This window comes from Henriciella sp., assembly GCF_029937755.1.
Lineage (GTDB): Bacteria > Pseudomonadota > Alphaproteobacteria > Caulobacterales > Hyphomonadaceae > Henriciella.
On the sequence record NZ_JAPYPG010000002.1, the window covers coordinates 132,480 to 146,189 of the forward strand.

Sequence of the window (13,710 nt, forward strand, 5' to 3'; positions counted from 1 at the left end):
TTACAGCCCCTCGCCCGATTTGACGTCGATCCGGCGAATAGCGTCCTTGCGCCGCCGTGCCGTCTGGTGAGCAACGCTCTGACGCTTGACGTGCGGGCGATGGCGCAGCGTCAGAACGATAGCGCCAATCATGGCGACCAGCAGGATGAGGCCGGACATCTGGAACAGCAGCAGATAGTCGGTGTACATCACCTGGCCGATCGCCTCGGCATTGTTTTCGGCTCCCGGATACGGATTGAAGCTGTTGGCTGCTGTTCCGCGCGCGAAGGTCGCAAGCGCAATCTCGGCGATAAAGGCGATGCCCATCAGCGCACCGAATGGCAGGTAGCTGAGAAAGCCCTGTTTCAGCTCGACGAAATCGACGTCCAGCATCATGACCACAAACAGGAACAGCACGGCGACGGCGCCGACATAGACCACGACCAGAAGCATGGCCAGGAACTCCGCCCCGATCAGCACCATCAGGCCTGCTGAGGTGAAGAAGGTCAGGATCAGCCAAAGAACCGAGTGCACGGGGTTCTTCGCGGCAATCACACACACCGCAGATACCGTGACAATCGCGGCCAGAATGTAGAAGGCGATCAATTCCACCGGTTCAGCCCCAAAAATTGAGAGGCGGTCACCCGCCTCGTGAGTTCCAGATTACGCCGCCCTAGCGGTACGGCGCGTCGAGTTCGAGATTACGGGCGATCAGCCGTTCCCAGCGGTCACCATTCGCAAGCAGACGTTCCTTGTCGTAGTAAAGTTCTTCACGCGTTTCCGTCGCAAATTCGAAGTTTGGCCCTTCGACGATTGCATCGACCGGGCAAGCCTCCTGACAGAAGCCGCAATAGATGCACTTCACCATATCAATGTCATACCGCGTCGTGCGGCGAGACCCGTCTTCACGCGGCTCGGCATCGATCGTGATGGCCTGCGCCGGACAGATCGCTTCGCAGAGCTTGCACGCAATGCAGCGTTCTTCGCCGTTCGGATAGCGGCGCAGCGCATGCTCTCCACGGAAACGTGGGCTCAGCGGGTTCTTTTCGAACGGATAATTGTTGGTGGCCTTGCGCTTGAACATTTCCCGAAGCCCGAGGCCAAAGGCACTCAGAAAGTCGGTCAGCAGCGCGCCACGGATGGTCTGGACGAGGCTCATGCCTGAACTCCCATATAGACGACATAACCCGAGACGATCAGGACAGCAGCCAGCGAGGTCGGAAGGAAGATCTTCCAGCCAAGGCGCATCAGCTGGTCATAGCGATAGCGCGGCACCACCGCCTTCACGAGGGCGAAAAGGAAAAAGAAGAAGACGACCTTGCCCATGAACCAGGCGAGGTGTCCGAGATTGACGAGCCAGAGCGGGAAGTTCGCGACAAAGTCCTCACCAAACGGGATGGGACCATGCCAGCCGCCGAGGAAGAGGATCGTCATCATCGCGCACATCAGCACGATGTTCAGATACTCGCCGATCATGAAGAGCAGGTATGGCGTCGAGGAATACTCAACCTGATACCCGGCCACGAGTTCCGACTCGGCTTCCGGAAGATCGAAAGGCGGACGGTTCGTTTCTGCCAGCGCCGAGATGAAGAACATCACGAACATGGTGAGCATCACGGGGAACAGCAGGATGTGGTTGAAGCTGAACACGTGCCACGTCCAGAAACCCCCGTCCTGATTGGCCACGATGTTCGTCAGGTTCATCGAGCCGACGAGCAGGATCACCGTAATGATGATGAAGCCGATCGACACCTCATAGGACACCATCTGCGCGGCTGACCGAAGCGAGCCAAGGAATGGATACTTCGAGTTCGATGCCCAGCCGCCCATGATGATGCCATAGACACCGAGAGACGACACCGCGAAGAGATAGAGCACGCCGACATTGAGGTCCGACACGACCCAGCCTGGTGCGACCGGAATCACGGCCCAGGCGGCGAAGGCCAATGTGAGTGACAAAATCGGCGCCAGAATAAAAACTGTCTTGTTGGCCCCTGCCGGAATGATGATTTCCTTGAGCAGGAACTTGCCGAAGTCCGCAAAACTCTGAAGCAGGCCGAACGGACCGACCACGTTCGGGCCCTTGCGCATCATGACCGCTGCCCAGACCTTGCGGTCCATTAGCAGGAGGAAGGCCAGCGACAGCAGCAGGACAATGGTGAACAGCAGGATCTGACCGATCACGGTCAGCCAGCCGAACAGCAGTCCATGTTCCTGGATGAATGCACTCATGGCGCTCGCCTACTCCGCTGCTACAGGCGTTTCAAGGCTGCGCTTCATGAGCGAGCACTCCGCCATCGTCTTCGATGCCCGGGCAATCGGGTTGGTCAGGTAGAAATCCTCGATAACCGCGCCAAAAGGCCGCGCTTTATCAAGGTTCTGGGCCTTCGCCGGCGCTTCCATGAGCACCTTGTGCCCGGCTGTTCCTGGGGCGAAACCGAGGCCTGCAAACACCGCATTCTCTTCACGAAGATGCTCCCTGAGTTCGGCAGCCGAATCATACGGAAGCGTCTTTCCAAGGACATCGGACAGCGCCCGGAAGATGGCCCATGCCTCGCGAGCCTCGCCCTTGGGCTGGACGGCGGCAGACGTCATCTGCACCCGGCCTTCGGTGTTCACATAGGTCGCCGTCATCTCGGTATAGGCGGCACAAGGCAGGATCACGTCCGCCTTCGAGGCGCCCGCCTCACCATGGTGGCCGACATAGATCACTTTCGTGTCGCCAAGATTGCTGAGGTCATGCTCATCACCACCAAGCAGCACGAGCGTCTCAACGCCGCCCGAAAGCATGGCAACCGTATCCGCGCCCCCTTCTTCCGGTACAAAGCCTACATCCAGCGCGCCGACCCGTCCGGCGGCATTGTGCAGCACGCCGAAACCGGCCCAGTCTTCACTGATTGCTCCAGCATCCAGCGCGATCTGGTGAGCGGCGTTCAGGACATCGAGGCCTTGTTCGCCAGTGATTGCGTTCTCACCAACCACCACCATCGGGCGCTTGGCATCCTTGAATGCCTTTACAAACTCACTGTCACCATCGAGCAAGCCATCAAGGTCTGCAGGACCGGAGCCGAGATGCTCATAGCTGTAGGTCAGGTCGACGGGCTCACCGACGACACCGACCTGGAGTTCATTCCAGAGCCAGGCCTTCCGGATGCGAGCGTTCCAGACGGCGGCTTCAAGACGCGGATTGGTCCCGACGAGAAGCAACGCATCTGCCTCTTCAATGCCCATAAGCGTCGGATTTAGAATATATTTTTCACGCACACCGTCGGCACCATAAGCTGCGCCCGCCGGACGGCAGTCGAGCGATTTCACACCGAGCTTGCCGGCAAGGTCCTTTGCCGCCTTCGCCTGTTCAACCTCGGTCAGGTCTCCGGCCAGGAAGCCAATCTTCTCGGCCGGGCCTTCGAGCAGCTCGGCGGTGCGCGCAAGCGCTTCCTTCCAGCTGGCAGCGCGCAGCTTGCCATTCTCGCGGATGTAAGGCTTGTCGAGGCGCTGGCGGGCCAGACCGTCCCAGATGAAGCGCGACTTGTCGGAGATCCACTCCTCATTCACCTCTTCATTGACGACCGGCATGATGCGCATGACCCCGGCGCCCTTTGCATCGACACGAATAGCTGCCCCCATGGCATCCATGACATCGATGGACTCTGTCTTCCGCAGCTCCCAGGGCCGCGCATTATAGGCATAAGGCTTGGAGGTCAGTGCGCCGACCGGGCAGAGATCGATGACATTGCCGGAGAGCTCAGATTTCAGCGACTCTTCCAGATAGGTCGTGATCTCCGCATCCTCGCCACGCGAGATCATGCCGAGCTCTTCGACACCGGCCACCTCAGCTGCGAAGCGGACGCAACGCGTGCACTGGATGCAGCGCGTCATGATCGTCTTGACCAGCGGCCCCATATTCTTGTTTTCAACAGCCCGCTTGTTCAGCGAGTAGCGCGAGCCAGACCGGCCATAGGCTATAGCCTGGTCCTGCAGGTCGCATTCACCGCCCTGGTCGCAGATCGGGCAGTCCAGCGGGTGGTTGATGAGCAGGAACTCCATGACGCCATTACGCGCCTTCTCGACATAATCACCGCTGGTGAGAATGTTCGGCGGCGTGCCGTCAGGGTTCATCCGCATCTCGCCCACGGTCTGGGCACAGCTCGCGATCGGCTTCGGTGCGCCCTTCCACTGGACGAGGCACATGCGGCAATTGCCAGCCACCGACAGGCGCTCGTGATAGCAGAAGCGCGGAATCTCGGCGCCCGCCTCCTCGCACGCCTGCATCAGCGTGTAGGATTTCGGCACTTCGATATCCTTGCCATCGATGTTCAGCTTGAAAAGATCATCAGCCATGAATCAGAACTCTTTCACGGGATTGAAATCGGATTTCCGCGCCGCCGTGTTCCAGCGCGCGAGGAGATAGGTCGGGATGATGACGAACAGGTCGCCCAGCATGGTGGAAGGGCGCCACACCCTTTGGGCCAGAACGTCGTGCGCAAAACCGAGCAGCATCGCGAATGCTGCAACAGCCAGCATGGCCCAGAGATACTTCGTTGAAACCAGCGCCATGAGACCGAACCCGGTCATCAGCACCATTTTCACCGCCGGAAGAAGCGTGATCTCCGATTGCAACAGATCCATTCCGAACACGCGCGCAAGCATGATCAGACCGAAGACATTCGTCCCGATGATCACGGCGCACCAGATGGCGGTGAGGATGTTGCGCAGCAGGTTCATGCCCTTCTCGTCTTGCTATTCGGCCGCAACCGTCTGGCCCTGAACCAGCGCGCGCGGCGCACGGTAGCGGGTGATACGGTCTTCAATTTCGTGGCGGAAATGGCGGATCAGGCCCTGGACCGGCCAGGCAGCAGCATCACCGAGCGCACAAATCGTATGGCCCTCGATCTGCTGCGAAACATCCAGCAGCATGTCGATTTCCTTGTGATCGGCCTCACCCTTCGCCATCCGTTCCAGCACGCGCCACATCCAGCCTGTGCCTTCGCGGCACGGCGTGCACTGGCCGCAGCTTTCGTGCTTGTAGAAATAGGCAATACGCGAGATCGCCTGCACCAGGTCTGTGGACTTGTCCATGACGATGACAGCCGCCGTGCCGAGCCCGGACTTCAGGTCACGCAGCGTGTCGAAGTCCATATAGGCATCCATGATCTGCTCGGCCGGCACCATCGGCACCGATGAGCCGCCCGGAATGACAGCCTTGAGATTGTCCCATCCGCCCCTGATGCCGCCGCAATGGGTATCGATCAGGTCCTTGAAGGTAATCGACATCTCTTCTTCGACATTACACGGCTTGTTCACATGGCCGGAGACACAGAAGAGCTTCGTGCCGGCATTGTTCGGACGGCCAAAGCCGGCAAACCAGTCCGCGCCACGGCGAAGGATGGTCGGGGCCACAGCGATTGACTCGACATTGTTTACAGTTGTCGGGCAGCCATAAAGTCCGGCATTGGCCGGGAATGGCGGCTTCAGCCGCGGCTGGCCCTTCTTGCCTTCAAGGCTTTCCAGAAGGGCCGTTTCCTCGCCACAAATATAAGCGCCAGCACCGTGATGGACATAAAGGTCGAAATCCCAGCCATTCACATTGTCCTTGCCGATCAGTTTCGCCTCATAGGCTTCCTTGACGGCCTTCTCCAGCGCTTCGCGCTCGGCAATGTACTCGCCGCGGATATAGACATAGCAGGCATGGGCCCGCATCGCATATGAGGCGACCATGCAGCCTTCGATCAGCAGGTGCGGATCGTGGCGCATGATTTCCCGGTCCTTGCACGTGCCCGGCTCGGATTCGTCGGCGTTGACGACAAGATAATGCGGACGATCACGCACTTCCTTCGGCATGAAGGTCCACTTCAGGCCGGTCGGGAAACCTGCCCCGCCGCGACCGCGAAGACCTGAAGCCTTGATCTGGTCGCAAATCCACTCGGGCGTCTGCTGCAGCATTTCCGGCACAAGGTGCCATGCGCCGCGCTTCTTCGCCTCTTCAAGGCCCGGTGAATGCGTGCCGTAGAGATTTGTAAAGATGCGGTCCTTGTCCTGAAGCATCAGTCCTCACCTTCTTCCCGGCTGGAATCGACATCACCTGAATCGACCCGCTTTGAAAAATCTGTTTCCCCGCCATCGGCGAGCGTCTTCGCCTGGCCAACCCAGTTTTCGCGCTCAATACGCCCGCGAAACGACAGATAGCCTTCAACCCACTGAACATTCTCAGGCGTCCATGCCGCAATTTGCGAGAACTTGTGGATGCCCAGTGAATTCAGTTGGTCTTCATTCTTCGGACCGACACCGCTGATACGCTTAAGGTCGTCAGCCTGCTTGCCATCGATTTCGAGGGGTTCCGGGCGCGTACCTTCGATCTGCTTTTCGGCATCCTGAGTGGCCTCGACACCCTCTTCGGCCGCCTCAAGCTTTTCTTCCTTCGGCTCTTCGCGATCGACATTCGTCGGAGCTTCGCGGTCCGGCTTGCCCTTGGCTTCGGATTTTGGCTCTTCCTCGGCATCGGACTCTGGCAGGTTCGGAAGACCTTTCACCGAATTCCGGCTGCCATTGTAAAGAGTGTCTTCCTTGAGCGTCGTCGCGCCCCCCTCAGGGGCGCTATTCAACCGGTCGACAAAATTACCGGGCTCGACATCGACACCATTGCCAAGCTTCCCAAGGATCTCGTCAAGCGATTCCGGCGTCAGGTCTTCGTAGTAGTAATCATTGATCTGGACCATCGGCGCGTTCACGCACGCCCCGAGACACTCAACCTCTTCCCAGGAAAGCCGCTGATCGTCCGTAACGGCCATCTTCTTGCCGATCTTCTTCTCACAGACCTTCTTGAGATCGTTGGCGCCGCGCAGCATGCATGGTGTCGTACCACAAAGCTGGACATGGTATTTTCCGACCGGTGCGAGCTTGAACATCGTATAGAAGGTCGCGACCTCATAGACACGAATATACGGCATACCGAGACGGTCGGCGACCGTCCGCATGGCGGGCTCGGACAGCCAGCCATCATTATCCTTCTGGGCCAGCCACAGAAGCGGAATGACAGCCGAACGCTTCTTGTCTTCAGGGTACTTACCCAGCCAGAACTCGATATTCGGCTCGGTTTCCGGCTTGAAGGCGAAACTGTCGCCACCAGCCTCGATGTCGAAACGACGAAGTGCCATTACTCGGCCCCTCCGAAAATTAGGTCCATTGCTGCGCAGGTCATCGGTCGATCTCCCCGAACACGATGTCGAGCGTACCGAGGATGGCGGACACGTCTGCCAGCATGTGCCCCTTGCACATATGATCCATGGCCGCGAGGTGCGGATAGCCTGGCGCGCGAATCTTGGCGCGGTAAGGCCGGTTGCTTCCGTCGGACACGAGATAAACCCCGAATTCGCCTTTGGGCGCCTCGACAGCCGCATAAACTTCGCCTTCCGGAACGTGGAAGCCTTCAGTGTAGAGTTTGAAATGGTGGATCAGCGCTTCCATCGAACGCTTCATGTCGCCCCGACGCGGCGGCGAGACCTTCGTCCCGGCAAGCAGGACTTCGCCAGCCGGCATATTCTCGATGCACCATTTCATGATGTCATTGGAGATCAGCATTTCTTCCATGCGGACCACGTACCGGTCGTAATTGTCGCCATTGTTGCCGACAACGACCTCGAAGACGTCGCCCGGAATTTCGTCATAGATTTCATAGGGCTGCGACCGGCGGAGGTCCCAGGCAAGGCCTGAGCCGCGAACCATGACGCCCGAAAAGCCCCATTCCATGATGGTCTTCTCGTCGACCACGCCGATATCGACGTTACGCTGCTTGAAGATACGGTTTTCCGACAGCAGGCCCTCGATATGCGCCAGCGCTTTCGGGAATTCCTCGCAGAAGACCATGATGTCGTCGATCAGGTCCTGCGGCAGGTCCTGGTGAACCCCGCCTGGCCGGAAATAGGCCGAGTGCATGCGTGAGCCGGAGGCGCGCTCATAGAAGCCCATCAGCTTTTCGCGCTCTTCAAAGCCCCAGGTAATCGGGGTCAGCGCGCCAACGTCCATCGCCTGCGTCGTGATGTTCAGCATATGCGACAGGATGCGGCCCATTTCCGAATACAGGACCCGAATGAAACTGGCGCGGCGCGGCACCTCAATGCCGAGGAGGCGCTCGATCGCAAGACACCAGGCATGCTCCTGGTTCATCGGCGCGACGTAATCGAGCCGGTCGAAGTATGGCAGCCCCTGAAGGTAGGTCTTGTACTCGAGCAGCTTCTCGGTGCCGCGGTGAAGCAGCCCAATATGGCTGTCGATCCGCTCGACTACCTCGCCATCGAGGTCCATCACCATGCGCAGAACACCGTGAGCAGCCGGGTGCTGCGGACCGAAGTTCAGCGTGAACTTCCGGTCGTCCTGGCTCGCCGAAACATAAGCAGTATCAGCCATTGCTGGACTCCTCCTTCTCGGCTTTTTCATCACCGGGCAGCTCTTTCGTCATGCCCTCCCACGGCGAGAGGAAATCGAAGTTGCGGTATTCCTGTACGAGCTCGACCGGTTCATTGATGACGCGCTTTTCAAGATCGTCATACCGCACCTGCGTGAAGCCGGTGAGCGGGAAGTCCTTGCGTAGCGGATAGCCCTCGAAACCATAGTCAGTGAGGATGCGGCGAAGGTCCGGATGGCCGGCGAAGCGAATGCCATACATGTCGAATGCCTCACGCTCGAACCAGTCAGCGCTCGGATGAAGATCGATAAGGCTCGGCACCGGCGTCGCTTCGTTCGTCTCGATCTTGATACGGATACGCTGGTTCAGGCGCATGGACAGGAAGTGGTAAACCACATCAAACCGCTGGCTGCGCTCCGGCCAGTCCACACCACAGATATCGATCAGCGTTTCGAAGACGCACTGATTGTCGTCCTTTAGGAACCGCGCCAGCTTCATGATGCCGTCGCGTTCTGCATGAATCGTCAGCTCGCCGAAGCGAACCTCATAGCCTTTCACCACATCGGCGCAGGCTTCAGCTGCGCTGATATGCTCACCAAGATCCCTGAGGGCTTCTGTCATCTCTGTCAGTCCCGTCATTAGCGCTCGATCGAGCCTTCGCGGCGAATCTTCTTCTGCAGCTGCAGCATGCCGTAAACCAGCGCCTCCGCAGTCGGCGGGCAGCCCGGCACATAGATGTCGACCGGCACGATGCGGTCACAGCCACGAACGACCGAATAGGAATAGTGGTAATAGCCGCCGCCATTCGCGCAGGAGCCCATCGACACCACGTAGCGCGGTTCCGGCATCTGGTCATAGACCCGGCGAAGCGCCGGTGCCATCTTGTTGGTCAGGGTCCCGGCCACGATCATGACATCCGACTGGCGCGGTGACCCGCGCGGTGCCATACCAAACCGCTCGAGATCATAGCGCGGATTGCCGGCCTGCATCATTTCCACGGCGCAACAGGCGAGACCGAAGGTCATCCACATCAGGGAGCCCGTCCGGGCCCAGGCGATCAGATCGTCTGCCTTGGCGGTAAAGAAGCCCTTGTCGGCAAGATGGTCGGAAAGACCGGCAAAGAACGGGTCGTCAGCGCGGACATCGTGACCGCCTTCGACACCGGACCGGCCGGCTCCGAGTGCGTATGGCTTGTAATCGTCGGCCATTTTATTCCCACTCCAGCGCCCCACGGCGCCATTCGTAGATGAAGCCCACGGTCAGCACGGTAAGGAACAGGACCATGGACCAGAACCCGAAGACACCAATCGTTCCCAAGCTCACGGCCCACGGGAAGAGGAAGGCGACTTCGAGGTCAAAGATGATGAAAAGGATCGAGACGAGATAGAAGCGGACATCGAACTTCATGCGCGCATCGTCGAACGCATTGAAGCCGCACTCATAGGCGGAATTCTTGTCCGGATCAGGATCGGATGGGGCCAGAATGGCCGAACCGAGGATAAACAGGAGCGAAATCACCACACCCAGCCCGAGGAAAAGGATCACCGGGAGATAGTCGAGCGCAAACTGTTCGATCTCTGTCATGAGGGCGACTCCTGGATCGCTTGCCGTCGAAAGCGCCGGGTTAGGACGCTTTCACGGGCTTGGCAACATGTCACCTCACCAATCTTAGGGGTTCCAGCTGCAGAATTCGCCTCTGCAGCATGCGGCCTGGTGACACGTCAGACATAGCGCACCCAGGCGCGATGTCGAAGGCCTTGTTCTCAGAAAGAAAAATGGTGCCCGGGGGCGGATTTGAACCACCGACACGCGGATTTTCAATCCGCTGCTCTACCCCTGAGCTACCCGGGCAGGCCTCTTGGGGAACGCGCGTCATAGCTCCGCTGAAACGCCTTGTCCAATCCCCTTTGCCAAGTTTTTGCAGCCCGCCTGTCGCGACCTCAGCTATAGCGCGCCTCGACCTTCGGTTTCTTGGCCGCATCGCCCGATCTGACAGCATCGCAAGCATCCTTCAGATCGGAGAGATAAGCGTCGATGACATCGGCATGTTTGGGCGAGAGCATGAGGTGCAGGCTGGGGGGCTCCTTAGTGACGGACGTGAACCAGCCGCGCCGGTATATCTCACCATAAAGCGCGAAGGGGTTCAGGTCGGGATGATGGAATGCCATCAGGCCCAGCATCGGATTACCGACGATTTCGAAACCCATCTCCCGCAACCCGGATTCCGCGCGCTTTCGTGTTTCACAAACCTGCCCTTGCAGACGCCGATACCCTTCGACACCGAGATAATTCATCACGGCCCATGCAGCGGAGATGGCGCCGCCTGGGCGCGTCCCGGCAAGTGTGGGCGTCTTCATCGGCGCGCCCGACCAGCCAGCAAAGTCGAACGGCATGAAGGCATAGAGCTCTTCTGAGCGGAAGAGGACCGTCGAAGCTCCTTTTGCCGCGTATCCATACTTGTGCAGGTCCGCGCTCATCGACATTACGCCCGGCACCTCGAAGTCAAAAGGCGGCACTGACTCACCATTCATCCGCGCAAAGGGCGCGAAATAGCCGCCGACGCAGGCATCGACATGCAACCAGACGTCCTTGTCTTCAGCGACCCCACCAAGCGCCGCAATCGGGTCGATGATGCCATGGGGGAAATTCGGCGCTGAGCCGACCATCATGATCGTGTCCGAATCAATCGCCTCACCCATGGTCACCGGGTCGGCTTCAAAAGATCCATCCTGCTTCAGGGGGATCCGGCGAACTTCGATATCCATGAGATGGCAGGCCTTGTCGAAAGCAAGGTGAGCCGACTGCGGGAGAACGATATTCGCCTTCTGCTTCGCCCTGCCCTTGCTGCGCGCATAGTCGCGCGCAGTCTTGACCGCCATGGTGATCGAATCGGTGCCGCCCGACGTCATCGCTCCGGTTGCGCCCTCCGGCCCATGCAGCAGGCCAAGCGCCATCGATATGACGTCCTTCTCCATTTGCGCGAGCGACGGAAACGCCAACGGCCCGAGACCGTTCTCGGACATGAAGGCCGTATAGGCCTCCTTCTGGACGCGCTCGACCTCCTCGCCGGCATTGAAGACATAAACGGCTGTCTTCCCGTCGCGCCACTTGGCATCGCTGGCCCCACGCTCTTCGAGCATGGCCTTGATGGCCGGCCAGTCCTGGCCTTTTTCAGGTAATTTCATATCTGGCACCTCCCAGGTGCCAGCATAGCGCGGTCGCACGCAATGGCGACCCCTACAGGACTTGAACCTGTAACCGTCGGATTAGAAGTCCGGTGCTCTATCCAGTTGAGCTAAGGGGCCAAATGTGGGCGCTTCAGTGCGTCCAGGGTTGCTTGCGGTAGGCGGAGAAGTTCTCAGCATAGGACTTCACCAGCCGCTTCGGCTCCCTCGGCTCGTCGACCGTAAAGGTCAGCTTTTCGCGTTTGGCATATTCGATGGCCTGTTCGCGCGTTTCGAAATGAAGCCGCACCTGGCCTGTCGTATCGTTGATGCTCGTCCAGCCCATCACGGGATCGGCACTGCGCGCTGCATCTGACCGGAATTCCAGAACCCATTCATGCGTCTTGCCGCGGCCCGACTGCATGGCGCTCTTGCGGGGCTTGTAGATGTGGGCGTCCATACCGAACCTCTGAGCCAGCCATTTTCCCGATGGTCGGAGCGAGAGGATTCGAACCTCCGACCCTCTGGTCCCAAACCAGATGCGCTACCAGGCTGCGCCACGCTCCGACATCGGACGCCCCTTCTATGAAGACAGAGCCACGCGGGCAAGCCCTATTTGGCGGTCCGTCGCAGCACGCGGAATGTCGCATCTGCTCGTGCAGCTGCCGTTGCGCCATCAACAAGCAGGTCGGCGACAACGTGAACCACCCCATCGTCGACAGAAATCACTTCCGGATGAGCCTCGAGCCAGTCGCCCGGCCGAATCGTCCCGAAGAAACTCGTTGTCAGTTTCAGTGTGACGGACATCTTTCTCGTGGCATGCCAGACCGCCCAGGCAAGTGCGCCATCGGCAAACGAACTGACCATGCCACCATGCATGAAGCCCATGGAGTTGCAGTGCCGCTCCAGCACCCAGATGCCACTGCGCAGATCGCCTTCGGCCGTCGCGCGGCATACAGGTCCGTTACGCGTTGTATACGGACCCCGAGAGCGGGAAATCTCAAATCCCGGAGGCGGCGAGCGCTCTTCCTCGCCCTTATCCGTCATCTGACCCGAAAATGGAGTGGTCGACCGTGTCACCCGGCTTGATACCGAGCTCGGCTGCCCGCCCGCCATTGATTTCCAGTACGCCCTTGACCGGCATTCCGGGAGAAATGGTGCGGAGAGATCCCGGCTGGGCATTGCGCGCGATCATCTGGATCGTGCCGTCGCTGGTGATGAACAGCATATCGAGCGGGATGAGCGTATTCTTCATCCACATGGCCGGTTCGCGCGGCTGGGCGAAATCGAACAGCATCCCGGCATTCTCCGGCATCGATTCGCGATTCATGAGCCCGTAGGAAATTTCCTCACGGTCATCGGCGATCTCGATGTCGAACGTTTGAGGTCCGGCCTCAGTCTCGATGGTGAGCGTTCCGGTCTCGAGGTCCTGCGCGGTTGCGATAGGGCTCAGCGCGAGCAGGAGGCCGACGCCGATGGATGTGATGATCTGCTTCATGCAGCTTCGTGTAGCGCCAACGGCAAAGTCCGGCAACTAGTCCTGCTGATCGGACTTCAGCACAGCCGTTTCGACATGTTCGCCTTTCGGGCCATCCGCCACAGTGGCGACCAGCAGGGCACCGGATTCGACACTGCTTATGCCTCCGCGGCGCAACACTGAAATATGGACAAAAATGTCAACTTCGCTGTTGGGACGGTTCACAAAGCCAAAACCCTTGGTTGGGTTGAACCATTTCACGATGACCGTTTCCGGCTCAGGTGTGTCGCCCTGCTCTCGCGCGACGATGGCTTTCGGGCGATCCATCTCGAGAATGTTCTCGACCTGCCAGCCCCGGTCGCTTCTTACCGCATCACAGATGATACGTGCGCCTTCGTCGGCATAGCTCTCGCCATACTTACGCAAGCAGGAGATGTGCAGCATCACATCCGCGTCGATCTCTTCCTCGACGGCAGATTCCGGGATGACGAAGCCATAACCCTTGGCGACGTCAAACCATTTGATATGCCCGATCACCCTCACCACAGGCGAAGGTTCAGGCGGTTCTTTTCTAGAAGTCAATGCACTCATCTACCATCAGTCCCGTAGAAATGATGATATGAACGATAATGGTGAAAGTCATCCCTCCGATGAGGGATGATTCACCATTTGGGTGAAATCTGTGATGA

General features: G+C 59.0%; 16 protein-coding genes and 3 tRNA genes. All 19 read right to left on the reverse strand.

Annotated elements, in window-relative coordinates; translation table 11 throughout:
* Positions 1 to 591, reverse strand: coding sequence for an NADH-quinone oxidoreductase subunit J (locus Q1K29_RS05945; protein ID WP_300392044.1), 591 nt, complete (start codon positions 589 to 591; stop codon positions 1 to 3).
* A 61-nt stretch (positions 592 to 652) separates the two neighbouring features.
* The gene (nuoI, locus tag Q1K29_RS05950; protein ID WP_300392045.1) at positions 653 to 1,138 is read right to left on the reverse strand and encodes an NADH-quinone oxidoreductase subunit NuoI; all 486 of its coding nucleotides are present in this window, start codon (positions 1,136 to 1,138) and stop codon (positions 653 to 655) included.
* The gene (gene nuoH / locus Q1K29_RS05955) at positions 1,135 to 2,211 is read right to left on the reverse strand and encodes an NADH-quinone oxidoreductase subunit NuoH (RefSeq protein WP_300392046.1); all 1,077 of its coding nucleotides are present in this window, start codon (positions 2,209 to 2,211) and stop codon (positions 1,135 to 1,137) included. Before nuoH ends, nuoI begins: the two co-directional genes overlap by 4 nt.
* 9 nt (positions 2,212 to 2,220) lie before the next feature.
* The gene (nuoG, locus tag Q1K29_RS05960) at positions 2,221 to 4,320 is read right to left on the reverse strand and encodes an NADH-quinone oxidoreductase subunit NuoG (RefSeq protein WP_300392047.1); all 2,100 of its coding nucleotides are present in this window, start codon (positions 4,318 to 4,320) and stop codon (positions 2,221 to 2,223) included.
* A 3-nt stretch (positions 4,321 to 4,323) separates the two neighbouring features.
* A complete protein-coding gene (locus tag Q1K29_RS05965; RefSeq protein WP_300392048.1) occupies positions 4,324 to 4,704 on the reverse strand; it encodes a hypothetical protein in 381 nt (126 codons plus the stop codon).
* Positions 4,705 to 4,719: 15 nt separating this feature from the next.
* Positions 4,720 to 6,024, reverse strand: coding sequence for an NADH-quinone oxidoreductase subunit NuoF (gene nuoF, locus Q1K29_RS05970; protein WP_300392049.1), 1,305 nt, complete (start codon positions 6,022 to 6,024; stop codon positions 4,720 to 4,722).
* Positions 6,024 to 7,133, reverse strand: coding sequence for an NADH-quinone oxidoreductase subunit NuoE (gene nuoE, locus Q1K29_RS05975; RefSeq protein WP_300392050.1), 1,110 nt, complete (start codon positions 7,131 to 7,133; stop codon positions 6,024 to 6,026). Before nuoE ends, nuoF begins: the two co-directional genes overlap by 1 nt.
* Before the next feature lie 40 nt (positions 7,134 to 7,173).
* Positions 7,174 to 8,382 carry an NADH-quinone oxidoreductase subunit D gene (locus Q1K29_RS05980; RefSeq protein ID WP_300392051.1) on the reverse strand — a complete coding sequence of 403 codons (1,209 nt, stop codon included), beginning with the start codon at positions 8,380 to 8,382 and terminating at the stop codon, positions 7,174 to 7,176.
* Positions 8,375 to 9,001, reverse strand: a complete 627-nt coding sequence (locus Q1K29_RS05985) for an NADH-quinone oxidoreductase subunit C (RefSeq protein WP_350212823.1) — start codon at positions 8,999 to 9,001, stop codon at positions 8,375 to 8,377. The genes Q1K29_RS05980 and Q1K29_RS05985 overlap by 8 nt, the downstream gene beginning before the upstream one ends.
* A gap of 17 nt (positions 9,002 to 9,018) precedes the next feature.
* Positions 9,019 to 9,588 (reverse strand): NADH-quinone oxidoreductase subunit B, encoded by a 570-nt coding sequence (locus Q1K29_RS05990; RefSeq protein ID WP_300392053.1) that lies wholly within the window; start codon positions 9,586 to 9,588, stop codon positions 9,019 to 9,021.
* Position 9,589: 1 nt separating this feature from the next.
* Positions 9,590 to 9,955 carry an NADH-quinone oxidoreductase subunit A gene (locus Q1K29_RS05995; protein ID WP_350213436.1) on the reverse strand — a complete coding sequence of 122 codons (366 nt, stop codon included), beginning with the start codon at positions 9,953 to 9,955 and terminating at the stop codon, positions 9,590 to 9,592.
* A 201-nt stretch (positions 9,956 to 10,156) separates the two neighbouring features.
* A tRNA-Phe gene (locus Q1K29_RS06000) sits at positions 10,157 to 10,231 on the reverse strand.
* Positions 10,232 to 10,320: 89 nt separating this feature from the next.
* Positions 10,321 to 11,565, reverse strand: coding sequence for an aspartate aminotransferase family protein (locus Q1K29_RS06005; RefSeq protein ID WP_300392055.1), 1,245 nt, complete (start codon positions 11,563 to 11,565; stop codon positions 10,321 to 10,323).
* Positions 11,566 to 11,608: 43 nt separating this feature from the next.
* Positions 11,609 to 11,685 (reverse strand) — tRNA-Arg (locus tag Q1K29_RS06010).
* A gap of 13 nt (positions 11,686 to 11,698) precedes the next feature.
* On the reverse strand, positions 11,699 to 12,004 hold the full coding sequence (locus Q1K29_RS06015) for an ETC complex I subunit (RefSeq protein ID WP_300392056.1): 306 nt from the start codon (positions 12,002 to 12,004) through the stop codon (positions 11,699 to 11,701).
* A 30-nt stretch (positions 12,005 to 12,034) separates the two neighbouring features.
* Positions 12,035 to 12,111, reverse strand: a tRNA-Pro gene (locus tag Q1K29_RS06020).
* A 45-nt stretch (positions 12,112 to 12,156) separates the two neighbouring features.
* Complete coding sequence (locus Q1K29_RS06025) at positions 12,157 to 12,591, reverse strand: PaaI family thioesterase (protein WP_300392057.1); 435 nt, start codon at positions 12,589 to 12,591, stop codon at positions 12,157 to 12,159.
* Positions 12,581 to 13,042, reverse strand: a complete 462-nt coding sequence (locus tag Q1K29_RS06030; RefSeq protein WP_300392058.1) for a DUF192 domain-containing protein — start codon at positions 13,040 to 13,042, stop codon at positions 12,581 to 12,583. The genes Q1K29_RS06025 and Q1K29_RS06030 overlap by 11 nt, the downstream gene beginning before the upstream one ends.
* A 36-nt stretch (positions 13,043 to 13,078) precedes the next feature.
* Positions 13,079 to 13,612, reverse strand: a complete 534-nt coding sequence (locus Q1K29_RS06035; protein ID WP_300392059.1) for a cold-shock protein — start codon at positions 13,610 to 13,612, stop codon at positions 13,079 to 13,081.
* Positions 13,613 to 13,710 lie beyond the last annotated feature (98 nt).

What these genes read in the sequence shown, in the direction of transcription:
- nuoF (WP_300392049.1), bottom strand. Translation starts at nt 6,024, where the DNA reads ATGCTTCAGGACAAGGACCGCATCTTTACAAATCTCTACGGCACGCAT.
- Q1K29_RS06015 (WP_300392056.1), bottom strand. Translation starts at nt 12,004, where the DNA reads ATGGACGCCCACATCTACAAGCCCCGCAAGAGCGCCATGCAGTCGGGC.
- Q1K29_RS06025 (WP_300392057.1), bottom strand. Translation starts at nt 12,591, where the DNA reads ATGACGGATAAGGGCGAGGAAGAGCGCTCGCCGCCTCCGGGATTTGAG.
- nuoH (WP_300392046.1), bottom strand. Translation starts at nt 2,211, where the DNA reads ATGAGTGCATTCATCCAGGAACATGGACTGCTGTTCGGCTGGCTGACC.
- Q1K29_RS06005 (WP_300392055.1), bottom strand. Translation starts at nt 11,565, where the DNA reads ATGAAATTACCTGAAAAAGGCCAGGACTGGCCGGCCATCAAGGCCATG.
- Q1K29_RS05980 (WP_300392051.1), bottom strand. Translation starts at nt 8,382, where the DNA reads ATGGCTGATACTGCTTATGTTTCGGCGAGCCAGGACGACCGGAAGTTC.
- Q1K29_RS06030 (WP_300392058.1), bottom strand. Translation starts at nt 13,042, where the DNA reads ATGAAGCAGATCATCACATCCATCGGCGTCGGCCTCCTGCTCGCGCTG.
- Q1K29_RS05985 (WP_350212823.1), bottom strand. Translation starts at nt 9,001, where the DNA reads ATGACAGAAGCCCTCAGGGATCTTGGTGAGCATATCAGCGCAGCTGAA.
- Q1K29_RS06035 (WP_300392059.1), bottom strand. Translation starts at nt 13,612, where the DNA reads ATGAGTGCATTGACTTCTAGAAAAGAACCGCCTGAACCTTCGCCTGTG.
- nuoI (WP_300392045.1), bottom strand. Translation starts at nt 1,138, where the DNA reads ATGAGCCTCGTCCAGACCATCCGTGGCGCGCTGCTGACCGACTTTCTG.
- nuoG (WP_300392047.1), bottom strand. Translation starts at nt 4,320, where the DNA reads ATGGCTGATGATCTTTTCAAGCTGAACATCGATGGCAAGGATATCGAA.
- Q1K29_RS05990 (WP_300392053.1), bottom strand. Translation starts at nt 9,588, where the DNA reads ATGGCCGACGATTACAAGCCATACGCACTCGGAGCCGGCCGGTCCGGT.
- Q1K29_RS05965 (WP_300392048.1), bottom strand. Translation starts at nt 4,704, where the DNA reads ATGAACCTGCTGCGCAACATCCTCACCGCCATCTGGTGCGCCGTGATC.
- nuoE (WP_300392050.1), bottom strand. Translation starts at nt 7,133, where the DNA reads ATGGCACTTCGTCGTTTCGACATCGAGGCTGGTGGCGACAGTTTCGCC.